This is a genomic window from Breznakia pachnodae (genome assembly GCF_030814225.1).
Taxonomy (GTDB): Bacteria; Bacillota_I; Bacilli_A; order Erysipelotrichales; family Erysipelotrichaceae; genus Breznakia; species Breznakia pachnodae.
The window spans coordinates 100,484-126,583 of the sequence record NZ_JAUSUR010000008.1 but is presented as its reverse complement, the minus strand read 5'-3'; the positions used below and the strand labels follow the sequence as shown (position 1 = coordinate 126,583).

24 protein-coding genes and 1 other annotated feature are annotated in these 26,100 nt (G+C 33.5%); of the genes, 22 read left to right on the top strand and 2 right to left on the bottom strand.

Going from position 1 to position 26,100, the window contains the following annotated elements:
• Window positions 1-73 precede the first annotated feature (73 nt).
• The 14 genes from J2S15_RS17945 (at window position 74) to aspS (ending at window position 18,179) form a co-directional block, all read left to right on the top strand.
• Window positions 74-1,309 carry a peptidoglycan bridge formation glycyltransferase FemA/FemB family protein gene (locus tag J2S15_RS17945; protein ID WP_307411016.1) on the top strand — a complete coding sequence of 412 codons (1,236 nt, stop codon included), beginning with the start codon at window positions 74-76 and terminating at the stop codon, window positions 1,307-1,309.
• A gap of 133 nt (window positions 1,310-1,442) precedes the next feature.
• Window positions 1,443-1,973, top strand: a complete 531-nt coding sequence (locus tag J2S15_RS17940; RefSeq protein WP_307411014.1) for a hypothetical protein — start codon at window positions 1,443-1,445, stop codon at window positions 1,971-1,973.
• A complete protein-coding gene (locus tag J2S15_RS17935; RefSeq protein WP_307411011.1) occupies window positions 1,966-3,603 on the top strand; it encodes a polysaccharide biosynthesis protein in 1,638 nt (545 codons plus the stop codon). The genes J2S15_RS17940 and J2S15_RS17935 overlap by 8 nt, the downstream gene beginning before the upstream one ends.
• Entirely contained in the window at window positions 3,600-4,301 is a 702-nt protein-coding gene (locus J2S15_RS17930; protein ID WP_307411009.1) for a pseudouridine synthase, read from the top strand. Before J2S15_RS17935 ends, J2S15_RS17930 begins: the two co-directional genes overlap by 4 nt.
• A gap of 1 nt (window position 4,302) precedes the next feature.
• Window positions 4,303-5,181 (top strand): thymidylate synthase, encoded by an 879-nt coding sequence (thyA, locus tag J2S15_RS17925; protein WP_307411006.1) that lies wholly within the window; start codon window positions 4,303-4,305, stop codon window positions 5,179-5,181.
• A complete protein-coding gene (locus tag J2S15_RS17920) occupies window positions 5,181-5,651 on the top strand; it encodes a dihydrofolate reductase (RefSeq protein WP_307411004.1) in 471 nt (156 codons plus the stop codon). The genes thyA and J2S15_RS17920 overlap by 1 nt, the downstream gene beginning before the upstream one ends.
• Window positions 5,652-5,746: 95 nt before the next feature.
• On the top strand, window positions 5,747-7,612 hold the full coding sequence (gene nadE, locus J2S15_RS17915) for an NAD(+) synthase (RefSeq protein ID WP_307411002.1): 1,866 nt from the start codon (window positions 5,747-5,749) through the stop codon (window positions 7,610-7,612).
• A 71-nt stretch (window positions 7,613-7,683) separates the two neighbouring features.
• Entirely contained in the window at window positions 7,684-7,980 is a 297-nt protein-coding gene (locus J2S15_RS17910) for a post-transcriptional regulator (protein ID WP_307410997.1), read from the top strand.
• Window positions 7,973-10,264, top strand: a complete 2,292-nt coding sequence (gene secF / locus J2S15_RS17905) for a protein translocase subunit SecF (protein ID WP_307410994.1) — start codon at window positions 7,973-7,975, stop codon at window positions 10,262-10,264. The genes J2S15_RS17910 and secF overlap by 8 nt, the downstream gene beginning before the upstream one ends.
• Window positions 10,265-10,365: 101 nt before the next feature.
• Window positions 10,366-11,958, top strand: coding sequence for a single-stranded-DNA-specific exonuclease RecJ (locus tag J2S15_RS17900; RefSeq protein ID WP_307410992.1), 1,593 nt, complete (start codon window positions 10,366-10,368; stop codon window positions 11,956-11,958).
• Between the two features lie 15 nt (window positions 11,959-11,973).
• The gene (locus J2S15_RS17895) at window positions 11,974-12,489 is read left to right on the top strand and encodes an adenine phosphoribosyltransferase (protein ID WP_307410990.1); all 516 of its coding nucleotides are present in this window, start codon (window positions 11,974-11,976) and stop codon (window positions 12,487-12,489) included.
• A gap of 69 nt (window positions 12,490-12,558) precedes the next feature.
• The gene (locus tag J2S15_RS17890) at window positions 12,559-14,760 is read left to right on the top strand and encodes a RelA/SpoT family protein (RefSeq protein WP_307410988.1); all 2,202 of its coding nucleotides are present in this window, start codon (window positions 12,559-12,561) and stop codon (window positions 14,758-14,760) included.
• A 107-nt stretch (window positions 14,761-14,867) separates the two neighbouring features.
• Window positions 14,868-15,067, top strand: a binding site (T-box leader).
• Window positions 15,068-15,105: 38 nt separating this feature from the next.
• A complete protein-coding gene (gene hisS / locus J2S15_RS17885) occupies window positions 15,106-16,425 on the top strand; it encodes a histidine--tRNA ligase (RefSeq protein WP_307410986.1) in 1,320 nt (439 codons plus the stop codon).
• An 8-nt stretch (window positions 16,426-16,433) separates the two neighbouring features.
• Entirely contained in the window at window positions 16,434-18,179 is a 1,746-nt protein-coding gene (aspS, locus tag J2S15_RS17880) for an aspartate--tRNA ligase (RefSeq protein WP_307410983.1), read from the top strand.
• 292 nt (window positions 18,180-18,471) lie between these two features.
• Here the strand turns inward: aspS and J2S15_RS17875 are convergent, their stop codons facing one another.
• Window positions 18,472-19,041, bottom strand: a complete 570-nt coding sequence (locus J2S15_RS17875) for a xanthine phosphoribosyltransferase (protein ID WP_307410980.1) — start codon at window positions 19,039-19,041, stop codon at window positions 18,472-18,474.
• 21 nt (window positions 19,042-19,062) lie between these two features.
• Complete coding sequence (locus J2S15_RS17870; protein WP_307410978.1) at window positions 19,063-19,785, bottom strand: tRNA 2-thiocytidine biosynthesis TtcA family protein; 723 nt, start codon at window positions 19,783-19,785, stop codon at window positions 19,063-19,065.
• Window positions 19,786-19,850: 65 nt separating this feature from the next.
• Between J2S15_RS17870 and truB the strand changes: the two genes are divergently transcribed.
• The 8 genes from truB to J2S15_RS17830 all read left to right on the top strand — a co-directional run bounded on the left by truB (window position 19,851) and on the right by J2S15_RS17830 (window position 26,091).
• Entirely contained in the window at window positions 19,851-20,681 is an 831-nt protein-coding gene (gene truB, locus J2S15_RS17865; protein ID WP_307410975.1) for a tRNA pseudouridine(55) synthase TruB, read from the top strand.
• Window positions 20,681-21,583, top strand: coding sequence for a bifunctional riboflavin kinase/FAD synthetase (locus tag J2S15_RS17860; protein ID WP_307410974.1), 903 nt, complete (start codon window positions 20,681-20,683; stop codon window positions 21,581-21,583). The genes truB and J2S15_RS17860 overlap by 1 nt, the downstream gene beginning before the upstream one ends.
• Window position 21,584: 1 nt before the next feature.
• On the top strand, window positions 21,585-22,949 hold the full coding sequence (locus tag J2S15_RS17855) for a GTP pyrophosphokinase (RefSeq protein WP_307410971.1): 1,365 nt from the start codon (window positions 21,585-21,587) through the stop codon (window positions 22,947-22,949).
• A gap of 35 nt (window positions 22,950-22,984) precedes the next feature.
• The gene (locus J2S15_RS17850; RefSeq protein WP_307410970.1) at window positions 22,985-23,314 is read left to right on the top strand and encodes an Asp23/Gls24 family envelope stress response protein; all 330 of its coding nucleotides are present in this window, start codon (window positions 22,985-22,987) and stop codon (window positions 23,312-23,314) included.
• Between the two features lie 97 nt (window positions 23,315-23,411).
• Complete coding sequence (gene nusB / locus J2S15_RS17845) at window positions 23,412-23,789, top strand: transcription antitermination factor NusB (protein WP_307410967.1); 378 nt, start codon at window positions 23,412-23,414, stop codon at window positions 23,787-23,789.
• A complete protein-coding gene (xseA, locus tag J2S15_RS17840; RefSeq protein WP_307410964.1) occupies window positions 23,786-25,036 on the top strand; it encodes an exodeoxyribonuclease VII large subunit in 1,251 nt (416 codons plus the stop codon). The genes nusB and xseA overlap by 4 nt, the downstream gene beginning before the upstream one ends.
• 4 nt (window positions 25,037-25,040) lie before the next feature.
• The gene (xseB, locus tag J2S15_RS17835; protein ID WP_307410961.1) at window positions 25,041-25,259 is read left to right on the top strand and encodes an exodeoxyribonuclease VII small subunit; all 219 of its coding nucleotides are present in this window, start codon (window positions 25,041-25,043) and stop codon (window positions 25,257-25,259) included.
• Window positions 25,246-26,091 (top strand): polyprenyl synthetase family protein, encoded by an 846-nt coding sequence (locus tag J2S15_RS17830; RefSeq protein ID WP_307410958.1) that lies wholly within the window; start codon window positions 25,246-25,248, stop codon window positions 26,089-26,091. Before xseB ends, J2S15_RS17830 begins: the two co-directional genes overlap by 14 nt.
• Window positions 26,092-26,100: the final 9 nt, after the last annotated feature.

Here is a 26,100-nt window from a genome sequence, read left to right as displayed (position 1 = left end):
TCGTCTTGAGATATCAATAGTTAACGTGTATAATAGTGAGGAAATGAAATTAGGAATAGTTAGCAGGTGACAAATGAAATTTGAAGAAATATCAGTTGCGGAATTTGATGCATTCGCAAGCACTCATCCCTTAAAGAATTATTTACAGTGTTCAAAGATGGATCCTGTATCGAAGGCTACTGGGTGGGAGAATGTATATTATGTTGGAATCAGAAGAGATAATGCATTAGTTGGTGCTGCTCGTCTGATTGCGTTAAAAAACAAAGCAAATCAATATTACTTTTCGGCGCCTAGTGGACCTTTATTGGATTTTAATGATAAAGAGCTAGTTGCTTTTTTTACTACGGAAATAAAGAAGTTTGTAAAGTCAAAAAAAGGATTTGAATTAAATATGAATCCTCTGGTAATTCATAAAGAGCGAAACATTGATGGAGATATTGTTCCTGATGGAGAGGATAACGGAACATTGGTTGATTATTTGAAAGAACTTGGATATCGTCATAATGGGTTTATTACTCAGTATGACTATACAAAAGATGTTCGTTGGGTTTTTATGCTTGATTTAGAAGGTAAAGATGAGCAAACAATCTTTAAAGAGATGAAACAGAATCATCGTAATATTATTAAAAAGACTGAGAAGTTCTGTATTGAAATAAAAGAACTTGGATATGATGAATTAGGCGAGTTTAAAAAGATTACAGAAGATACGTCAAAACGTCGTAACTTTGAAGATAGAACACTTGAATATTATCAAAGTGCTTACAAACAATTTATTGAAGATGATCAGATTAAGTATTTAGTCGCTTATTTAAATGTTGAAGCATATATTGAAAAAATGCAGAATGAGTTAAATAAAGAAGAAGAAAAATATAAACGTAATTTTGAGAAGAATCCAGATTCGGGAAAAACCAAAGAACTTGGAGTGTTGGTAAACAGTTTAACCAAACGATTAAAAGAAGCAGAAGAGCTACGAGCAGATGGTGAAATGATTCCATTGTCTGCAGCCATGTTTATTATGTATGGTGATGAGATTACATATATGTTTAGTGGAAGCTATGACAAGTATATGAATTTCTATGCTCAATATGCAATACAATGGTATATGATACGTTGGGGAATTAAACATGACTATAAGCGTTATAATTTCAGAGGTATCACTGGATGTTTTGATAAGAAAGATCCAGAATATGGTGTGTATGAATTCAAAAAAGGATTTAACGGATATGTTTGTGAGTATATTGGTGACTTTATGCTTACAACAAGCGTTTTTAATACAATTTTAAAAATTGCGAAAAAAGTAAAAGGATAGAAATGCATAAGTAAAGGATATTCCTTTGCTGTGCATTTTTAATTTATAAGCTGATCTTTGATGTTTCGATTATCACTTATTTTTCTTATTTTTCTCTTGGTGAATTGTGTTATAATCATAACGAGGTAGTGATATGAAAAAAATAATTATTCTATCATTGTGTGTGCTCTTTTTAATAAGTGGTTGTGGATCAGATGACAACGGCAATGATGAAGCAAAATATAGTCTTTATGAAGAATATAAGAATCAGTTAATATCAAATAATGGAACATTATCCTATAATATTCCATTTAGTTATCGTATGGAAGTTACACAACTTGATAATGGTAAGTACTCTTATACAGTTATTGTTGATGAGCCACAGATTATTATGAATCAAGTGAAGCTTATGGCAATGAATGTTAATTATGATAATGATGCGAATATGATTCCAAATGCAGGAATTCTTGATGATGATACATATTCGCTGGTGCCTAATCAAGTGGATGCAGAAAAAGGATATCCTAAAGGACTGGCAGTGAATGGTTTGTCAGATACAGGAGACTTTAGCGTTTATGTAATTGTTTCTTTCTATAAGGATTCACAGACAAGTACAGAAACAAATGTATTTTTTACATTTAATGTGGTAAATGGGGAAGTTGTAAGCGAGGTTGGCAATGAGTAACAGAAAACAATCATTATTAACTGGTGGATTGATTTCGAGTGCTGGTTTATTAATTTCTAAATTTTTAAGTTTATTTTATACAATTCCTTTTGATGCAATTCTGCAGACAAGTGAAAATAGAGCAATTTATTCTGAAGCATATAATGTGTATTCTTATATTCTAATGATTGCATCTGCAGGTTTACCATTTGCAATTGCTACATTAGTATCTCGTTATTTAACACGTGAAGATTATAAAACAGCATTGCTGGTAAAGAAAATTTCTTTTTATACAATGCTTGCATTGGGATTTATCTGTATGTGTTTTATGGTAATATTCAGTACACCAATCGCAACTCAGATAGCTGCAGATGAAAGTTCAATCCCAGCAATGAGAATGACATTGATTTTATTGTCACTGGCAATTTTCATTATTCCTGTCCTTAGTAGTTTTCGAGGCTTTTATCAGGGAATGAAGGAAATGCAAATATATTCAGCTTCTCAGGTTGTTGAGCAGATTGTTCGTATTGTATTTCTTTTAGGAGTAAGTTGTATTGCAATTTATGTATTTAATGCAGATAGAATATGGGCTGTTTATTTTGGAGTTATTGCAACTTCAGTAGCTGGATTTCTGACTATTCTATATATCAAAAGTTATGATCGAAAAAAAGTATTACCAATTAAACGTTTAGCGAAACAACAGGATGGAGAAAGTAGAGATTCTAAAGAATTATTCAAAGAATTAATTTTTCTGGCAATTCCGTTCTTAATTACTGCGGTTTTTGGGTATTGTGATACCATCATTAACCAGTGGGACTTTGTACCAGGTATGAAAGCCTTTGGTATTAGCGATGCTAGTGTTATTAATCTCTATAAAGATGGAGTTTATTATAAGGCAATGAAATTAATTGCAATACCTATGATTCTAGCTCCTGGGTTTAGCTCAGCTATTTATCCATATATTACGGAAGCCAGAGAACGCAGACAACCAGGATTGGTTCAAAAGTATATTTCCAATTGTGTTGAATCAGTTGTATATATTGCATTACCAATCTGTTTTGCATTATTTGTATTTGCGAAACCGATTATTTATACATTATACGGACCAACTGGAGAGAATTTAGAGACCTATACAATGATATTAAAGTGGTTTGCTTTAGAAGGATTATCAGCAACGATTTGTCCAATCTTCTCATCACTAGTAATGTCAGTAGGTCAAAGAAAGAAAATTATCTTCACAACAATGATCTTTGCACTTATTAAAATCGTGACCAACCGTTGGCTTATTTCAATGGTTGGAGTAGGTGGTATGGTTCTTTCGAGTTTTATTGCTTATGCAATATTTGCTGGATTAAATATCATTATTATTCAAAGAAATTATAAAGTGAAATGGCGCTACACCTTACGTAAAATTATATTTATGTTAATTGGTATTGGTGGATTCTACTTAGTAAGTCTTGTATTTAATTTCTTTGGAATGATTGATTACACTGGAAACAGAATTATCAGTCTGATTTATTTAGGTATTATGGGAATCATTTGTTGTCTTGCTTACTTTGGAATCACAGCATATTGTCATATTCCACAATCGATATTTGGATTTGACTTAAGTACAATAAGTGAAAAGTTCAAAGGAAGATTCAGAAAATGATGCGATTAGATAAGTATTTGGCTCATGCCAAATTAGGAACCAGAAAAGAAGTAAAGAAATTAATACGTCAGGGTTTTATCACGGTTAATGGTGAAGTCTGTCGTAATGATGATACAAAAATTGACGAAATAAATGATAAGATAGTATATGATGAAATGCCTGTTTTTTATCAGGAATTCTACTATTTGATGTTGAATAAACCTGAAGGCTATATCAGTTCAACTGTAGATGAACTTGATCCAAGTGTACTTCATCTGATTGAAGAAGACTTTGCACTGGATTTGTTTCCAGTAGGTCGTTTGGATGTTGATACAGTAGGTTTGCTGATACTTACAAATGATGGAAAGTTCTCTCACAATTTACTTTCACCAAAACATCATGTTGAAAAAGAATATTATGTAGAACTTGAGAAACCACTAAGTGATGATGATATTATCAAACTAGAAACTGGTGTTCTGATTGATGAAGAATATACAAAGCCAGCAAAAATAATAAAAAAAGAAGATACGATAGTTCATATGATTCTGACAGAAGGAAAATTTCATCAGGTCAAAAGAATGTTCCATGCAGTAGGAAATGAGGTATTATATCTAAAGCGGATAAGAGTAGGCACATTACTCTTGGATTCATCGCTAGAAGAAGGTGATTATCGTTTTCTTAGTGATGAAGAAATTATGCAATTAAAAGGAGAAAAGTAAAATGAAACAATATTTAGACATGTGTGAGTACATTTTAGAAAACGGTGAAGACCGTGATGATCGTACTGGAACTGGTACAAGAAGTGTATTTGGATATCAAACAAGATATAACTTATTAGATGGATTCCCACTAATGACAACAAAGAAATTGTTTTTAAGACCAATCGCAGAAGAGTTATTGTGGTTCTTAAAAGGAGATACAAATATTAAGTATCTGGTTGACCGTAATGTTCGTATCTGGAATGAATGGCCATACGAAAACTATACAAAGTCTGATGATTACCAAGGTGAAACATTAGAAGAGTTTGTAGAAAAGATTAAAGAAAGTGATGAGTTTGCTGCGAAACATGGCGAATTAGGTCCTGTTTATGGTAAACAATGGCGAGACTTTAATGGAGAAGGAATTGACCAGGTTCAACGATTAATTGATGGGTTAAAAAATAATCCTTTCTCAAGAAGACATATTATTTCAGCGTGGAATCCAGCACAAGTTGATAAAATGGCTCTTCCACCTTGTCATGCATTCCTGCAGTTCTATGTAAGTGCAGATAAGAAATACTTATCTTGTCAGTTATACCAAAGAAGTGCAGATGTATTTTTAGGAGTACCTTTCAATATTGCATCATATGCACTTATGACTGCAATGATTGCTCAAGTATGTGGGTATGAAGCAAAAGAATTTGTTCACACACTTGGTGATGCACATATCTACAAAGATCACTTTGATGTAGTAAGAACACAAATGGAAAGAGAACCATTACCTTTATCAAAACTAGTATTAAATAAAGATGTGACTTCAATTTTTGATTTCACAATTGATGATATTAAGCTTGAAGATTACCAAAGTCATGGTAAATTAGTAGGGAAGGTTAGTGTCTAATGGTTTCACTAGTTGTAGCAATTGGCGATAATCATGTGATTGGAAAAGATGGCTGGATGCCTTGGAATCTTCCAGAAGATTTAAAGACATTTCGTGCAATCACACTAAATCATGACATCGTAATGGGAAGAACAACCTTTGATGCAATGAAGAAACCACTGCCAAAACGTCATACTTATATTATTACCAGAAATGAGGACTATTCATTTGATCATGAAAATGTAACAGTGGTTCATGATTTTGATAAGTTATTGGAAGAATATAAGCATAAAGACGAAATTCTTTATGTATGTGGTGGAGCTAAAATCTATGAATATGCATTGCCTTGGGTAGATGAGATGTGGATTTCATTAGTGGATGAGCACTATGAAGGAGATACATTCTTTCCAATGTTTGATGAAGATGATTTTATAATAGAAGCAAAAGAGAAAAAAGAAGGATTTACATTAATTCATTATATTAGAAAATAAAGTATAAAATGAATGATGCAGCAAAAGATGAGATGAATATTTCATCTTTTCTTACGATAGTGATAAATCGAAGTTTTTATAAGAGAGGTAGAAGTATGCAAATAGCGTTAGTTCAAATGAATGTGAAAAGTGGGAAATGTGAACATAATTTTGAAGTGTTAAAAAATTATGTTGAAAAGGCAAAAAATGACCATGCAGATATCGTTGTATTTCCTGAAATGTGCATCAGTGGATATATGTTACAGGATCAGTTTCTTGATCATGCATTCTGTGAAGATGTAGCTTCCTACAATGAAAGAATTAAAGAGTTATCAGATGGTATTGGTATTATCTTTGGTAATCTTTACTATTCTCCAATTGAAAATGTTGAACGTGGTAGAGATGGCAGAAAAGCGCGTTTCAATGCTAGTTTCTTTGCATACAACAAACAGTGGGTAAAAAAAGAAAATGGTCTTCTTGATGGGATTCACATCAAGCATTTGAATCCTGATTATCGTTTCTTTGATGATTCACGTTACTTCTTAAGTGGTATTGAAGTATCCAACTACTTATTCCAAACAATGGATGGATTAATTTCGCCATTCCTGTTTGAGCATCAAGACAAAACATATCGTATTGGTTTAGAAGTTTGTGAAGATATCTGGAGTTTTGACTACAGTGTTGATGTTACAAGTATCTATGCTAATCAGAACGTTGATTTTATTGTTAATGTTTCAACAAGTCCTTATACGTTGAATAAGGAGGTTTCCAGAAACAAACAACTAAAGAAGCATGCACAACAGCTAAAAGAGAAGATGCCAATGGTATTCTATCTAAACGCCTGTGGAATGCAAAACACTGGAAAGAATGTTGTTGTGTTTGATGGTGATAGTAGTGTTTATGATCAACAAGGAGATTTAGTGTTCTCTTTGAATGATGAGTTTAATGAAGAATATAAAATTTTTGATTTTGAAAATATGTCAATTGCACAACGTTGTGAAAACAAGATATTAAGTGCACTGACGCATGCAGTATATGAATTTGATGCTCAAGTGTTTCCGTTTCAACCAAAATGGATTATTGGTTTAAGTGGAGGGATTGATAGTTGCATCAATGCTGCTCTGCTTGTCAAAGCATTAGGAAAAGATAGAATAACTGGGTATAACCTTGCTAGTAAGTACAATTCAGATACAACTAAAGGCAATGCTCGATTATTAGCGGAACGTCTTGATATTGAAATACGTGAAGGCAGTATTGAAGATATCAACAAGGCATCTTTAGATACGCTGGAAGCGTATGGTTATAAACCACCGTATCACACCTTAACTGAAGAGAATATTCAAGCGAGAATTCGAGGACATTTGTTGTCAACGTTTGCGTCTGTTGAAAATGGAGTGATTGTTAATAATGCAAATAAAATTGAAGTTGCTCTTGGCTATTGTACATTGTATGGTGATAGCATTGGTGCAATTTCACCAATTGGGGATTTAACCAAAGTCCAGGCATTTCAAGTTGCCAGAGATTTAAATGCTTATTTTGAAAAGGAAGTAATTTCGAATTCACTAATTCCAGAAATTGTTGATGGTGAGATTAAATGGGAAATGCCTCCAAGTGCTGAGTTGAAAGAAAATCAGTTAGATCCAATGAAATGGTACTATCATGATTATATATTACAGAAGTTATTGGAATATCCAACAGGGAATATAGAAATGTTTATGGAGTCTTATTTAGATGGCAGTATTTACCAGACTGAAATTGGTAAATGGATCATGCATTATGGTTTAAATGAACCTGAAGCATTTATAAATGATTTGGAATGGTTGCTTAGAACATTCCATAATGCAGTGTTCAAACGAATTCAAATGCCACCAATTGTTGTACTAAGCAGAGGTGCGTTTGGAAGTGACTTTAGAGAGTCACAATTAGGACATATAAAAACAAACCAATATGAAAAATTAAAAGAAAAAATCTTAGCAATGTAATATCTTACAATTTTTTTTGGTTTTTTGATGAAAATGTTTTATAATATTACAGTATGTATTGAGGAGAAGATATGGTAAGTGATAAAATCTTAACAAGTAAGGATGTTCAGTTGGCCCTTACGCTAAAAACAAATCAGCTGAAAAGAGAAAAACTAGCTTCACTTACATACAGACAAGTATCTCGTACGCTTACGGAATTTGTCTGGAGGAATAAAAATGTTACAAACATGAATGATGCAGTAAATGATATTATGAATTTGGATGTAGCAAAAGTAGTTACGTATTTGTCTCTGAATGCCATCGAACAGGGTTCGAAACTAGAGTTAGATAGTATTAATGGAATACTGAGAGGAGAATTGGATGATTAAGAAAAGACTGATTGTATTTGCATGTACAATGTTAGCCTTAATCAGCATTGTTGGTATCTTTGCACAAAGTGCCATCAACAACATGAATTTAGGGTTAGATTTAAAAGGTGGTTTTGAAATTCTATATGAAATAAAACCACTGGAAGGTGCTAGTAAAGACAGCGTAGATATGTCAGCTGTAGCAAGTGCCGTTTCTAAAAGAATTAACGTATTAGGGGTTAGTGAACCAGAAATCACTGTGGAAGGAAATCGTATCCGTGTACAATTAGCTGGTATATCAGATAATGAAGAAGCACGTAATGTTATTTCAAGCACTGCAACATTATCATTTAGGGACACAAGTGATAATTTATTAATGGATGCTACTGTTTTAACAGAAGGTGGAGCTTCTTTATCATATCAAGATGGTTCACCAGTTGTTCAACTGAAGATTGCAGATACTGATAAATTCTATGAAGCAACAAGTGCATTATCACAAACTTCAGATAAGCTTATGGTTACATGGTTGGACTACAAAGAAGGTCAATCGTATGCAGCAGAATCAAAAGTATCAGAAGATGATGGAGGTCCTGCATATATTTCAACAGCTACTGTAAGTGAAGGTTTAAACAGTGATACAGTTGTTATCTCTGGTGGATTTACAGAAGCAGAAGCTCAACAATTAGTAGACTTATTAAACTCTGGATCATTGAATTTCCAAATGACTGAAGTTTATTCAAATGTAGTAAGTCCAAACCTGGGAGAAGGTGCGTTCGACTCGACAATCCTTGCTGGTGGAATTGGAATTGCTGCAATTATTGTATTTATGATTTTATTATACCGTTTTACAGGTATTATTTCAGGAGTGGCTGTTGCTGCTTATACACTTGGCGTACTGGTTGTATATACTGCAATGGGTGGTGTATTTACCCTTAGTGGTATTGCTGCCTTAGTACTTGGGGTAGGTATGGCTGTTGATAGTAGTGTTATTACCTTTGAGCGTATAAAAGACTGTTTGTTGTCTGGTCGAAGCGTAAAACAAGCTTATAAAGAAGGAAACCATAAATCGTTATCTACGATTCTGGATTCTCAAATTACAACATTATTATCAGCTGTAATTCTGTATTCTTTTGGAACTGGAAGTGTAAAAGGATTTGCTACGATGTTAATGATTTCAACAATCTTAGCAATTGTATTTAATGTTTCTATTGTTCGTTTCTTACTGGGACAAGTTGTTAAGAGTGGATACTTGGACAACAAGAAGAGCTGGTTTGGAATTAAAGAATCAGATATTCCTAACTTAACTTTAGGTGAAACAAAGAAAAACAATTCATTCTTTGATAAATTTGACTTTATTAAGAATGCAAAATATTTCTGGATGGTTTCAATTGCTATCTTAGTGTTTGGAATTGGTTCAATGGCTGTAAATGGTGCTGGAGGAAATGGAGTATTTAACTTAGGTATTGATTTCTCTAGTGGTACAAAAATTACAATTGATGCAGATCAGTCATTGAAGTCTTCAACACTGGAAAAAGAATTTGAAGATCTTGGTATTAAAACAAGTAAAATTACGATTTCAGGTGATGATAATGATGTAGCTACTGTATCAATCAAAAAAGCAATCACTGAAGAACAACGTGATGCAGTGAACGCTTATATGAGTGAAACATACAATGCAGAAACATCAGATTCTACAGTTTCACCAATTATTGGTCAGGAATTAGTAAAGAATGCATTTATTATGTCAATTCTTTCATGGATTGCGATACTGATTTATGTTAGTTTCCGATTCAAATGGGATTATGCAGCTAGTGGTATTGTTGCGCTTATTCATGACGTATTGATTATCTTGGCAGTATTCGCAATCTTCCGTATGGAAATATCTACTGATATTATTGCAGTAATTCTAACAATTATTGGGTATTCGATTAATGACTCCATAGTTATTTTTGATAGAATGCGTGAAAATGTTGCTTCATATGGTCGTAAGGCAATTACCAATGATCAATATCGTGAAATTGTTAATAAGTCACTTCAAGAAACGGTTGTTCGTTCAATCATTACAACAGTAACTACAATTATTCCAGTTATTTGTTTGTTAGCGCTTGGAAGCCGTAATATCTTTGACTTCAATATTGCACTTCTAGTTGGACTTATCGCTGGTGCAAATTCATCATTATTTATTGCAGCACAACTGTGGTATCGTTTACGTATTAAATTCAAACATAAAAATAAAACGAAAAAGAAACGTAAAAAAATTGATGAAGTAGAAGAACATATTATTCCAGGAGTGAATGATTATTAAAAACTAATTACCAGAAGAGAATCTCTCTTCTGGTTTTTCTTTGGCAAAAAGTAAACCAAGGCTTACGTTTTATGGTATGATAATCACAGGAGTTTTTTACTATGATATATGAAGAGTTAGAGATAAATAATTATAAAGAATTACAAGAGAAATATAAGTTAGGTACAATTGCTTCAAAAGTACTTGCAAGCAAGCATCTTGATGATCTGATGATTGATCAAATCTTACATCAGGATATGCTTACATCACAATTTGATTTGAGTTTTCTTGACCCAATCATTGATAGATTACAAGCTGCGAAAGTAAACAATGAAAAGATTATGATTTGTGGTGACTATGACTGTGATGGAGTTTGTTCAACAACAATCCTGTATGATGCTTTAACGCGTTTTGGCTGCCAATGTGGGTATTATATTCCTGACCGATTTAAAGAAGGGTATGGAGTAAGTCTTGATACTGTAAAAGCAGCTGTAGAAAAAGATTATAGTATTTTGATTACAGTGGATAATGGTGTAAAGGCAACTGAGGAACTTCAATATGCAAAAGATCATAACGTTACTGTTATATTAAGTGATCATCATGCATATGACGATGAAGATTTAGTATATGATTATTTCTTACATCCAAATGTGTTGGATCCTTTCTATGGAAGACTCTGTGGTGCAGGATTAGCATATTTAATTAGTAAACGTTTGATTGGTGATGATCCATATCATACCGTTTTAGCTTGTATTGCGACAATCGGAGATATGGTAGGAGCATTAGATGCAAACCGTGTCATTATCAAAGAGGGAATTCAGTTGTTGAAGCAAATGGATTTTCCTGCGATTACATTATTAGCTGACACGAGTAATCACTGGGATACAACAAAGATTGCATTTCAGATTGTACCAAAATTAAATAGTTTAGGAAGATTGGCTGATCAGGCAAATGTGAACACACTTGTTCGTTATTTGCTGATGAGAGATCATGATTCATTAAAGAAAGTTGCTACACAAATTAATCGTTTGAATGAAACAAGAAAAAAAATTAGTAGCACAAACGAAAAGATTGCACTACAACAGGTAGATGACAGTCAATCATTTATTATTGTTCATAGTCCTGAATTTCACGAAGGTTTGAATGGTGTGGTAGCTGCAAAAATCAGTAAAAAATACCAACGACCAGTTATGGTGTTGAGTCAGAGTGAAGATATTCTGAAAGGTAGTATTCGCAGTATTGGAATAGATGTTTCTACGTTCTTCGATGAGTTCAAAGATCAGTTATTGAGCTTTGGTGGGCACAGACAAGCTGCAGGAATATCGCTTCATGAATCTGTATTAGAAGATTTAATTGACTATAGTCAGATGAAATGTGATGAAGAGTTTGAAGAAGAACATCAGTCTTATATTCGATTAGAACCACAAGATATATCATTTAGAGAAATTGAATCATTAAGCAAATTAGAACCATTTGGTGTTGACTTTGAAAAACCAAAATTTTTGATTAATGATAGTGAGTTGCAAGTTTCTACCATGAGTAATGGTTTGCATTTAAAGTTTGTATCACCAACAATGGAGTATTTATATTTCCAACATGGCCATTTATTAAATAAGTTGGCAAATCGTCCTTTATCATTTATTGGTGATTTAGGAATTAATATGTTCAGAAATAAAAAATCTATTAACATGATGGTTGATGATGTGTTAGAATAGCACTAGAGGTGACTTATGGATTATAAAGATTATATAGCAGAAATACAGGATTTTCCTATTGATGGCGTGTTGTTTCGCGACATTACACCAATCATGCAAAATGGAAAAGCATTTCGTGCAGCATGCAATGAAATGGTAGAATTCGCGAAAAAAGTAAATGCAGATGTAATTGTAGGACCAGAATCTAGAGGATTTATCTTTGGTTGTCCAGTTGCATATGAATTAGAGATTGGATTTGTTCCAATTCGTAAACCAGGTAAATTACCTAGAGCAACAGAATCAATCGAATATGATTTAGAATATGGAACAAATGAACTACATATTCATGCGGATGCAATCAAAAAAGGTCAAAGGGTATTGATCATTGATGACTTACTTGCTACTGGTGGTACAGTCAAAGGAACAATTGATTTAGTTGAAAAACTAGGGGGTGAAGTTGTTGGATGTAACTTCCTAATTGAACTGGCGGATTTAAAAGGTAGAGATTTACTTGATAACTATGAAGTAAATTCACTAATTATATATCAATAAAAGTGTGTTAACACTTTTTATTTTACCTGTATGTGATATAATTGTAACAATAAAAAAGGGGGTGAGAGCATGGATGAAAAGTTAATTGAATTTGAAGAAGTTTTAGCTGAAGCCAAACTCTATATCAAAAAAGAAGAGAATATCAAATTAATTACTGATGCCTATGAATTCGCTGAGAAAATGCATAAGCCACAATTTCGCAAAAGTGGTGAGCCATATGTCATTCATGTTCTTCACGTAGCAAAGATATTAGCAGATTTAAGAACTGGTCCTAAAACCATTGCTGCTGGTCTTTTGCATGATGTGATAGAAGACTGTGATGTAACTGAAGAAGACTTCATTGAACGTTTTGGTACAGAAGTATTCACTTTGGTTGAAGCAGTAACAAAAATTGGTCATTTGAAATTTAACGATGAAGAAGAATATCTTGCTAGTAATCATCGTAAGATTTTTATTGCGATGGCAAACGATGTGCGTGTTATATTAATTAAACTTGCTGACCGTTTGCACAATATGAGAACGCTTCAGTTTATGAAGCCGGAAAAGCAAAAGAAAATTGCTGCTGAAACTCTAGATGTATATGCTCCAATTGCACACCGTTTAGGGATTAGTGAAATTAAGAATGAACTGGAAGATTTAAGTTTTCATTATTTAAATCCTGAAAAATATTATGAAATTGCAAAACTTGTGGAAGATCGTAAAAGCGAAAGAGATTCACAGGTAGAAATGATGATTTCTGATTTTTCTAAAATTTTAGATGAACATAAGATTCCATATCGTTTATTTGGTAGAAGCAAGCATTTGTACAGTATCTATAAAAAGATGGTAAATAAGAATAAACGATTTGAGGAAATTCTGGATTTATTGGCAATTCGTATTATTACGAATACAGAGGTTGCCTGTTATGAGATATTAGGATATATCCATGCAAAGTATACGCCAATTCCTGGCAGATTTAAGGATTATATTGCAATGCCAAAGATGAATATGTATCAGTCTTTACATACAACAATTGTTGGAATGGAAGGAACTATCTTTGAAGTGCAGATTCGTACGGAGCATATGGATGAAATTGCTGAACGTGGGGTTGCTGCTCACTGGCGTTATAAAGAAAATAATTATGTGAAAGAACAACAGCAAAAAGAAATTGAAGAACAATTACACTGGTTCAAAGACTTTGCTTTAATGAGTGAAGATGTAGATGAAGATGCAAAATCATTTATGAATTTAATCAGTAAAGATATATTTGAAGCAAATGTATATGTAATGAGTCCAAAAGGAAAAGTAATTGCTTTACCAAGTGGATCAACACCGCTGGATTTTGCATATCGAATTCATACTGAGGTAGGACATCAGACAATTGGAGCTACAGTTAATGGAGTGTTGGTTCCATTAAATACCCAACTAAAAACTGGTGATGTAGTAAATGTTAAAACAAATAAATCTTCAACACCTAGTGAAGACTGGTTGAAGATTGTAAAATCAAATCATGCTAGAAATAAAATTCGTTCTTATTTCCAAAGGGTAAAACAGGAAGAAAAAGAAGCAGATGCAGAAAAAGGGAAATCCATGCTGGAAGCGGAACTTACTCGTCGTGGATTTGACGCAAAAGAGTATATGACTAATAAGCATATTGATACTTTAGCTGGTCAGTTAAAGATGAATACCAATACGGATTTGTATTATGCTATTTACTGTAAGGCAGTATCAATGCCTACGGTTATCGAAAAACTGACAAATCAAAAGATTGGGCAAACTGCATTAAAAGACATTGATATTCGTCCTTCTCAACAAAAGAGTGATGGGCGTGAACGTTCAACAAGTAAGTATGGAGTTACTGTTCCTGGAATTGATAGTATCGTAATCTCTTTGGCACCATGTTGTTCACCAATTCCTGGTGATGACATTGTTGGTTACATTACCAAAGGACAAGGGGTTAAGGTTCATCGAAGGGACTGTCCAAACGTCCAAGATATTAAAGATCGTCTGATTGATGTAGAGTGGGATGATGAAGTATCTACTTCTAAAACTTATGCAGTAAATCTTGTTGTTCATTCGACAGACCGTAATTTCTTGTTGAGTGACATTGTAACTGTCTCTTCACAGTGTAAAGTAAATCTGCAGCATGTAGATTCAAAAGTGAATGATGATGGAATACATGCAACTACCAAATTAACGGTATTGGTTCATAATGCAGAGCACCTGAAAAATCTTATGGCAAACTTGCGTAAAATTATCAGTGTCATCTCAGTAGAAAGAGTAATACTATAATCATAAGAACTATCTGAAATATAGGTAGTTCTTTTCTTTTGTTTGGTTTGATATGCTGTTTTTCTCAGAATGGTTGCTATTTTTAAATGTAAATGATAAACTATAGCATATAGTCAATGATAGAGAGCTTTTTATTGAAATAAGCATAGAGAGGAAACAGCTGGTGAGAGTTTCTGTTAGTTCAATAAAAAGGACGCTTTGGAGATGCTGCTAATCACAGCCGACACCCTTACGTTACAAGGTTTGAGTGCATATCTATAGTAGATATGAACTAAGGTGGTACCGCGTAGTTATATACGTCCTTAGCGATAAGGGCGTTTTTATTTTATATAAGGAGGAAGTAATATGAAACAATTTCAAACACCAAGAGGTACAAATGATATCTTACCAAAGGATATTGAAAAATGGCACCGTATTGAAGATGTCGTCAGACAATTTTGTATGCTATATGATTATAAAGAAATAAGAACACCAATCTTTGAAGATACTGGTGTATTTAAACGCGAAAATGATTCAAGTGATATGGTGAATAAAGAAATGTATACATTTACTATCAATGGAAAAGATTCATTAACATTGCGACCAGAAATGACTGCTGGAGTTGTAAGAAGCTTTGTCCAACACAAAATGTTTGGAGAAGGTGATTTGCCTGCGAAAATGTATTATATTGGACCACAGTTCCGCTATGAAAGACCCCAAAAAGGACGTCAGCGCATCTTCCACCAATTTGGGGTAGAAGTAATTGGAGTGAAGAATCCAATGTTAGATGTTGAAACGATTGCACTTGGTTATTCAATTGTATCTGCATTAGGACTTAGTGAACTGAAAGTATTATTAAACACATTGGGTGATGATGAAAGTCGTAATAATTATAAAGTAGCATTAAAAGAACACTTCTCAAAAGGTATTGATGATATGTGTGGAGATTGTAAGCGTCGTCTTGATCAGAACCCACTTCGTCTTTTGGATTGTAAAGTTGATCACGATACCGAAATTATGAGAACAGCTCCAAAGATGGGGGATTATCTAAATAAAGAATCTAAAGAATATTTTGATGCAGTATGCAATGGATTGGATGCACTAGGTATTCCATATGAAATTGATGATCGTTTGGTTAGAGGACTTGACTACTACACAGACACCGTATTTGAAGTAGTATCAACGAATGATCAAATGGGATCTCAGTCCACAGTATTCGCTGGAGGTCGCTATGATGGTCTTGTTGAGTACTTTGGTGGACCTGAACTATCAGGAATTGGGTTTGCCATGGGAATTGAACGTTTAATTATCGCGCTGGAAGGCGAGGGAATTGATTTAAGCGAGGATGAGAGCTTAGATGCATACATTCTTTGTCTAAGTGAAAAAGCGTCTCTGGAGGCGTTAAAAATAGCAACGATGCTTCGTGCTGCAGGATATACTTGTGAACGTGATTATTTGAATCGTTCATTCAAGGCACAGTTTAAGAGTGTTGAGCGTAAGAATGCAAAATTTGCGATTATTCTAGGTGAGAAAGATTTAGAGAATGGTACTGTAACTATTAAAGAAATTGCAACACAGGAACAAAAAGTAGTAGCCAGTGAAGATATTGTGGATGCAATGGATGAATTAAATGATAATGAAGAACATGAATGCACTTGCGGTGACGAGTGTACATGTGGAAAGTAGGATAGAAGATGAATCGAACACATAATAATGGAGAATTAAGAATTGAACATGTCAATCAAGAAGTGGAACTAATTGGTTGGGTTGCGAAACGCAGAAACTTTGGAGCACTTGTTTTTATTGATTTACGAGACCGCAGTGGAATTACTCAATTAGTATTTGATGAAGAAAAAGCAAAAGAAATTCAAAGTGTAAGAAATGAATACATCTTACATGTAAAAGGATTGGTTGCTGAGCGTAAAGATAAAAATGATAAACTGCCAACCGGAGATATTGAAATTAAAGTATCAAATGTTGAAATTGTAAATAGTGCTGAAACAACACCACTAATTATTGCAGATGAAACAGATGCATTAGAAGATACTAGATTTACATATCGTTACCTGGACTTACGTCGTCCATTAATGCAACAAAAAATGATTACTCGTCATAAAATTACCAAAATCATGCGTAATTATCTAGATGACATGGAATTTGTGGAAGTGGAAACACCAATCCTGACAAAATCAACACCAGAGGGTGCACGTGATTACTTAGTTCCTAGCCGTATTCATACAGGAGAGTTCTACGCACTTCCTCAATCGCCACAATTGTTTAAACAACTATTAATGATTTCAGGATTTGAACGTTACTATCAAGTAGCGCGTTGTTTCCGTGATGAAGATTTAAGAGCAGACCGTCAACCTGATTTTACTCAGTTGGATATTGAAGCATCCTTCTTAAGTGAAGTAGAAATACAAACAATGCTTGAAAATATGATGAAGAAAGTTATGAAGGAAGTATGTAATCTTGATATTCAAATTCCTTTTTTAAGAATTCCATTTGATGAAGCAATGAATCGTTATGGAAGTGATAAACCAGATAATCGTTTTGGTTTAGAGTTACAAGACGTAAAAGATGTATTTAAGAACTCTGAATTTAAGGTGTTTAAAGATGTTGTGGCTAGTAATGGTGCTATTAAAGCAATTGTTGTTCCTGGAAAAGCCGATATGTCTAGAAAAGAAATTGATAAACTGACAGACCTTGCGAAAAAATATGGCGCAAAAGGTTTGGTTGCAATCAAATACTTAAATCAAACATTAGAAGGTGGCGTTGTAAAATTCTTTAGTGATGAAGAAATTGCTAACCTTACAGAAGTATTAAATTTAAAAGATAATGATTTAATATTAATTAGTAGTGATAATTGGACAACCGTATGTGAAGTATTAGGAGCATTACGTCTTCATTTTGCTGATGTTATGGAGCTTACTAGTAAAGATGATTTCTCATTCCTATGGGTAACTGACTTCCCATTACTTGAATACAGTGAAGAAGATGGACGTTTCTACGCACGTCACCATCCATTTACACTGCCAAAAGAAGAAGAGGTAGAACTTTTAGACAGCAGACCACAGGATGTCCATGCTGCTGCATATGACATGGTATTGAATGGTTATGAAGTCGGTGGGGGATCATTGCGTATTTACAGTAATGAACTTCAAAAGAAAATGTTCTCTATTCTTGGATTCTCAGATGAAGAAATAAAAGAACGTTTTGGTTTCTTTGTTGATGCATTTAAGTATGGAACACCACCTCATGGAGGGTTCGCATTCGGACTTGACCGTGTAGCAATGATTTTAACAAAATCAGATTCTATTCGTGATGTAATCGCATTCCCTAAGAATGCCGCAGCACGTTGTATGATGAGTGGAGCACCTAGTAAAGTTGATGAATCGCAGCTGGAAGAATTACATTTAAAAATCGTAGAAGAGGAGTAGCATCCTCTTTTTTTGTAATTATAAAATTTAAGCATAAAATAAAATTAATTACAAGACTGGCTTTTTTTCTTGTCATTAACTATAATAATAGTGTCTAGGAGCTAATATTTTTCCGACACTTAGAGATAAGGGAGTTCGGATGTCATGCCTTGGTGTTGAAGACCTTTGCATTGCTTGGGGATCCTAAGAAGGTCATGCAGAATTCCCACCTGTATTTACAGGGGAAAACTCTCCTCCTAGACGTTAAAAAGAAATTAATGAAAACCTGTCTCATAATTAAGAAACAGGTTTTTTATTTTATAAAATTGATTTGATTTTCATTCATTGATTCAATACTTGCCAATGCTTTAAACTTATATCCTTGATTAATAATATAAGCATGTCCATCCTGGTAGGCTTTTTCAATCAAGATTCCAACAGCACATAAATTAGCTTTAGATTGTTGTACAATTGATTCCACACCTCTAAATGCTTCTCCATTAGCCAGGAAATCATCGATAAACAAAATATTATCCTCATCATTTAAGAATCGTTTATCTACGCTGGCAGTATAACTCTTGTTTTTCGTATAGGAATGAACAGTTGCCTGGTAAGCATTCGTAATCGTTGATGGAACACTCTTCTTTACAAACACTACTGGAACATTGAATTTCAATCCACACAATACAGCAGGAGCGATACCACTAGATTCAATTGTTAGAATCTTAGTGATGTTATCATTTTTGAAATAGTTATAAAATTCTTCTGCAACTTCTTCCATCAGGTTTGCATCAATTTGATGATTTAAGAAAGAATCAACTTTTAATATATTTTCATTTATTACAATTCCTTCGTTTTTTATTTTATTAATTAGTGCATCCATACTGACCTCCATAATTTATAATTAAGATTCTTTGTCCCAAAGATGAATTGCTGAGTTTGATAACATACTTAGCAGGTTCTTTCTGGATTCAGGATATTGCTTATACAGTTGATCTAACAGTTCTTTCATATCCTGGCGTCGGCTGTTCCCATCTTGAGGACAAGTGCTTTTCACAACTGGTATTTCAAGTCTTTTTACTGCAGAGATAATATCTTTTTCATGCACATATACAAGTGGTCTGATAAATGATATCTCATTATCTGCATAGTAAATCTTTGGTTGAAAAGTAGATAACTTACCTCCATATATAGCATTTAACAAGAACGTCTCTACTGCATCATCGCCATGATGAGCAAATGCAATCTTTGTACAATTATGTTCCTTTGCCGCATTTACAATTGCTCCACGTTTTAAATTAGAACAGCGACTGCAGTCAAGACGTCCATCTTGTTTCTCATAATGTTTCAGTATTTCATAAATCGGTACTTCTTCTTCATAATAAGGTATATCAATTTGCTTACAATATTCCTCAATGATTGTTGAATCCATATTAGGAAACCCCATTTTCAAATGAATCGCAATAATTTCAAAATCTTTATGTTTAAATTTTTGGTATTCACTTAGTGCTTTTAATAGCAGCATTGAATCTTTACCACCAGAAACTCCAATTGCTACTTTATCGTTTGCCTCGATCAAATGGTAATCCTGATCAGCTTTTCTTAAGTATTTTAGTATTTTTTGCATAATTTCACCTGCTTACTATTATAGCATATGCAAATATAAAGTGTTATAATACAAAAGGTGATAAAATGGATGGAGTAGTAGTAATTAATAAACCTGCAGGCATGACAAGTCATGATGTAGTATTCAAATTAAGAAAGATTTTAAAAACAAAGAAAATCGGTCATACTGGAACATTGGATCCAAATGCTACTGGTGTTCTTTTAGTGCTAGTGGGGAAGGCAACTAAGATTCTTCCGTTTATCGAGGATATTGATAAAGAGTATATCGCTACACTACAACTAGGTAAACGTACCTTTACAGATGATATCTGGGGTGATGTGTTAGAAGAAAAAGAAGTAACAATAATTGATGATTTCAAAGATGTTTTAAGTTCTTTTCAAGGAGTTATCACACAAACTCCACCGAAAGTATCTAGTATTAAAGTAAACGGTAAAAAATTATATGAATATGCAAGAAAAGGTGAAGAAGTAGAAATACCAACCCGTCAAGTTGAAATATTTGAAACAGAAGTGTTGGATGATAAAGAATATAAATTCCGTGTACACTGTAGTAGTGGAACCTATATTCGTTCCCTATGTGTAGATATCGCAAAGAAAAGTGATAATCTAGGTTGTATGTCATCACTTGTTCGCAGTAAAGTTGGACGCTTTACACTAGAAGATGCACAAGAACTTGAAACTTTATCATTGGACAATGTGATGTTTCATCCAATTGAATCAATGTTATCTCATTTGGAATTTATTGCATATGAACCGATAGAGGATATCTATCATGGTAAAAAAGTAAAAGTAAAAACAAAGGAAGATCGTATATGTATGGTTAATGAAAGCAAATGTATTGCTGTCTATGAACGCTTACAAGGCGATGTATTCAAAAGTATAAGAGGACTATGGTAATGGAAATTATTGAAATATTTGCAAACAAAGAAATAAAGATAAAAGAGCCATCAGTTGCCTGTATTGGTTTTTTTGATGGTATTCATAAAGGACACCAGGAACTGATTGAAAAGACAAAATCAGCCGCAAAAGAGAAAGGAATTCTATCGGCGTGTGTCACATTCCATGATGATCCATGGCATGTGTTATTTCCAGAACGAGAGGTAACGAACATTACACCTCCAGCAAAACGATTAAAGAAAATCGAAGCATTTGGGATTGAACGATGTTATTTGCTTCATTTTGATAAAGCAATGGCAGGACTATCAAAGGATGAATTTATTGAATTACTAAAATCACTGAATATACAAATGGTAGTAACTGGTGATGACTTTAAATTCGCCAAGAAGAATGAAGGCGATATATACTATCTTGAACAATATATTCCTGCAATCATCTGTGATATGATTTTGATTGATGGACAGAAGGTAGCTTCATCAACAATTGAAAAAGCAATCATGGATGGGAATATGGAATTTGTATCAAAATGTTTAGGAAGTAACTATGAAATTGAAGGTACTGTTATCGAAGGTAATCAGGTAGGTCGATTAATAGGATTTCCAACTGCAAACCTAAAAATGGATGGAAGCTATATTATTCCAAAAATTGGTGTTTATGCAGGTACAGTAACTTATAAGGACGTTACATATAAAGCTATGATTAATGTTGGTCATAACCCAACGTTGAACTATCAAAAAAATGTATCAATTGAAGCCTGTATTTTAGATTTTGATCAGGATATATATGATCAGCATATTTCTATGGGATTCGGTGAATACTTACGAGATGAGTTAAAGTTTAACAGCAAAGAAGAATTGATTAAGCAACTAAATATTGATGTAGAGACAGTTAGGAGTAAGTAACATGAAACTAGAATTATTTGATAAAATCGATGCCACCATTGATTTGTTGAATCAGAACAAAGAAGAATATCAAGTTATACGAAAAGAATTAAAATATACATTATTATCAATTTTGGATCGTGATTTGGCATTGGATGTAACTACTAGAATTAAAGAAGGCGATAGTTTAAGAGCGAAAATTATTCGTAATCGTTATTACTTAAAATATGATACGCCAGAAGATATATTAGCAAACTTAAGTGATTTGATTGGATTAAAGATTGACTGTCGTTTTATTGAAGATGAATTTCATATTTATAAAGCATTAAAAGATTTATTTGTTGTAAAGCAAGAAGATGGATTTTATACATGTGAAAATTTTGGTCACATCGCTTTAGATTTAGAACCACATCAACCTCAATCACAAAAGAACGGATTTGCAATCTATCGAATTGATGGATATTATGGGAATGGTGATCATAAAATAAACTTTGAACTGCAGATTAAGTCTCTAGTTAATTCATTCTGGGGTGATATTGAACATCGTTTAGTATATAAAAATACAAATTATATTGCTGCTGGTGGAGTGATGAAAGATTTATTGGCTTCCATTAAAGCAAATCTTACTATTGTGGATCGACAGTTACATATCATTTATGATCAAATGGGGACAGAGAATCAAGTGTCATCAAGTTTCTTGGACCGTATCTCATTTGAGGATCTGATATCAAAAGCAATTAATGATTTATGTGCAAAGAAAATTGAAGATTCTATTGGTTTTACCTTGGATATAAGAGAAACTTCTAACATACTAGGACATTATATATTTAAAAAGAATATTCAAAGTGCAAGTGATAATAATCAGATATTTCAGTTATTACATTTATTCTCGCATTTGCAAGATGCTGAAATTGACTTTGAACAGCCAATTGAGATGGGCGCCTGTATCTTGGGTGATGATCCATTCAATGAAGTAATGGGGAATTATCTATTAGGAAAAATGAATGCAGATTATGAATGGTTTGTATTCTTTAGGATTCTTTTTGCAATTGAACCAGGTAATAATGCTGAGGACTTCCAATTGTTCTTGAGTGTTCTAAAGAGTTATCTTGTTGATTTGGATGCTTATGAGAAACGTTTCTCAGGTATTCCAATTAAAGATGCGGAAGCAATCAGAGAAGACTGTATGGAGATATTTGCTGATGTGTTATGTATGGTAGATGATATTCAGATTGTACATAATTCAAAGATTTCACTGGTTCATGAGAAGTTTTCAGATTTCTTGGACGAGTTAGAACAAAGAGTAATTAACTATAAAGATTTTGAGCATTATCGTGATGGATATCGCGATGAACTACATTCTTTATTAAAAGATATATTTCATTAAAAAGTATGCTATAATAAGTAAGGATGGTGATGAAAATGGCACAAGAATATATTGCAATGCAAACAAAAGAAAAAGGAATTGTCGCATTAAGTACAAATGTATTTTCTTCAATCGCGATGATTTGTATCGATGAAGATAAACGTGTTGAATTAGTTGACACAATGCCTTTTAAAAGTGGTATCACTTCAAAGGTCGTAAACGAACGTCTTCACATCTTAGTGAATGTGAAAGTGAAATATAATTCAAACGTTCAGGAAGTCTGTGCAAACCTGCAGCACAATATCTATAACAATATAAAACATATGTGTGATATTGAAGCGGAAGAGGTTGCAATCAAGGTAAGTGGATTCGACTTTAAAGAATAGGTAACTATTCTTTTTTTTCGCTAAATAGTAGTAAATAGTAATATAAATAATAGTAGTTTTATGGTAAAATACTAAATGTATGGATAAGGAGTTTTATATGAATCGTCATGAGACCAGAGAGCTTGCAATGACAAGTCTCTATCAAAGTTTTTTATTAGAAAAAGATATTAAGCGAGTACTGCTTGAAAATGAGAAAATTGGAAACAAAGTTAGTCCTTTTTTGTATACAATAACAATTGATGCAACATCAAATCTTGATGCATATGTTGAACGTATCAACAGTGTACTGAAGGATGATTGGACATTTGAGCGTTTGGGTTATATCGAACGGGCAATTTTAGTGATTGCACTTTGTGAAATAGAGTTTGAAACAGCGCAAAGACAAGTGATTATTGATGAAGCAGTTGTATTGGCTAAAAAGTACTGTGACGATGATACTTATAAATTTATTAATGGAGTACTGGACAAACTATGAGTGATGTAATTCGCGTCAGTAGCCTTGTCTCATACTTAAAAAAATCTATTGAACAAGATATGCGACTACGTACATTAATGGTAAGTGGGGAAATCAGTAACTTTACCAATCATCGTAGTGGTCATTTGTATTTTAGTTTAAAAGATAACAGTGCAAAGATGAATTGTGTAATGTTTAAAACAAGTGCACAAAAGATGAATCTTGCATTAAAAGAAGGAATGAAAGTAATTGTTACTTGTAGTGTTTCACTTTATGAACCGCAAGGAAACATTCAATTATATGTTACAAAGATTCAAAGTGATGGTGTGGGTGATTTATTTCTGGCGTTTGAACAACTGAAGAAGAAGTTACTTGCGGAAGGTTTGTTTGATGCTGTACACAAGAAGCCAATTCCTAAATATCCAATGGATATTGCAGTCATTAGTGCGAGAACTGGTGCAGCAATTCAGGATGTATTATCGATTATTGAAAGACGTTGGCCACTTGCTAAGGTAAAACTGTATCCTAGTCTTGTACAAGGTGAACAGGCGGCAGCGGATTTGATTCGTAATGTTCAGTTAGCTGATAACAAACATGAACTGATATTGCTGGTTCGTGGTGGTGGAAGTATCGAAGATTTATGGTGCTTCAACAGCGAAGAACTGGCAAGAGTGATTTATAACGCTCAGACATGCATTGTCAGCGGTGTTGGTCATGAAACGGATACAACATTAGTGGATTATGTAAGTGATGCGAGAGCAGCTACGCCAAGCGCTGCAGCTGAACTGGTCACACCAAATATTGTAGATGTGACAAATCGTATTGAAACACAAGCACGGATGTTAGAAACACGAATGAAAACGATTTTAGAAGACAAACGAATGCAAATAGAGTATTTTAAAGAAAAACCTGTGCTAACTAGTAGTGATGCACTGTTAAAAGATGATAAAATGCGTTTGATGATGAATATCAATCGTCTTAGTCACAGTGAAGTGTATTTCCAACAGCAAAGACACCAGTTGAATGAGATTGCTCAGCATATCAAACATATAGCTGGTATCCAGGTGGAACAACACAAAAAGCATTTAGAAAGAAATATGTCACTGCTTGATGCCTATAATCCATTACATATTCTAAAACGTGGATATAGTATTACAAGCAAAGATGATGGAACTATTGTACGCAGCATCCATGATGTTAAAAAGGATGACTTGCTTCATATAAGATTTGATGATGGAATTATTGATGCCAAGGTAAAAGGGGAGTAATCGTATGGAAAATAAAAAAAGTTTTAGAGAGTCGATGGATCGTTTGGATACGATTGTTACTCAATTAGAAAAAAATGATGTTGAGTTGGAAGATGCTATTCAATTATTTGAAGAAGGATTACATTTAGTAAAAAGTTGTGATTCTCAACTTCGCTATTTTGAAGATCAAGTAGGAACATTATTAAAAACGTATAAAGAGGTGGATTCGAATGATGAAGATTGATTTTGAAGATAAATTAAAACATAGTTTAGACCGTCTTCCTGATGGTAAAGTAAAAGAAGCAGCATTATATTCGTTATTAAGTGGTGGAAAGCGATTTCGTGCTCGTTTACTTTTTTCTGCATTAGATGCATATCGCATCTCACAGGAAAAAGGAGTATCTTCTGCGATTGCAGTGGAAATGATTCATACTTATTCTTTGATTCATGATGATCTTCCTGCAATGGATGATGATACACTACGTCGTGGTGTTCCTACTTGTCATATTAAATATGGTGAAGATATTGCGATTCTTGCTGGTGATGCATTACTTACAGAAGCATTTTGGTATGCTAATAATGCATGTGAAAATATTCAATCTACTCATGTGATGGTGGAAGAAGTAATCAAAGCAGCTGGATTAGGTGGAATGATTTATGGTCAGGAACTCGATATGGCAAATAACGATGGTGAAAGTACAATTGAAAAGTTATGGGAAATCAACAAACATAAAACAGGTAAACTAATTACATTACCTTTTATTGCTGCTTGTATTGTTGCAGATCGTCAAGGTGATAAAGATGTCTGGGAAAAGGTTGGTACCAATGTAGGTGTGATTTTCCAAATTCAGGATGATTTGTTGGATATCTATGCTACGAAGGAAGAACTTGGAAAGAACCCAAATAGCGATGCTAAAAACAACAAGGTAACTTATGCTTCACTTTTAGGAAGTGATCGCTGTAATGAAATTATCAGTGAACTGATGGAAGAAACGATTGGATTGTTGGATACATTAATGATAGACAAGTATCCATTAATTGAGGAGTTGGAAAGACTGTTAGAGCGTAAGTATTAGGAGTCTTAT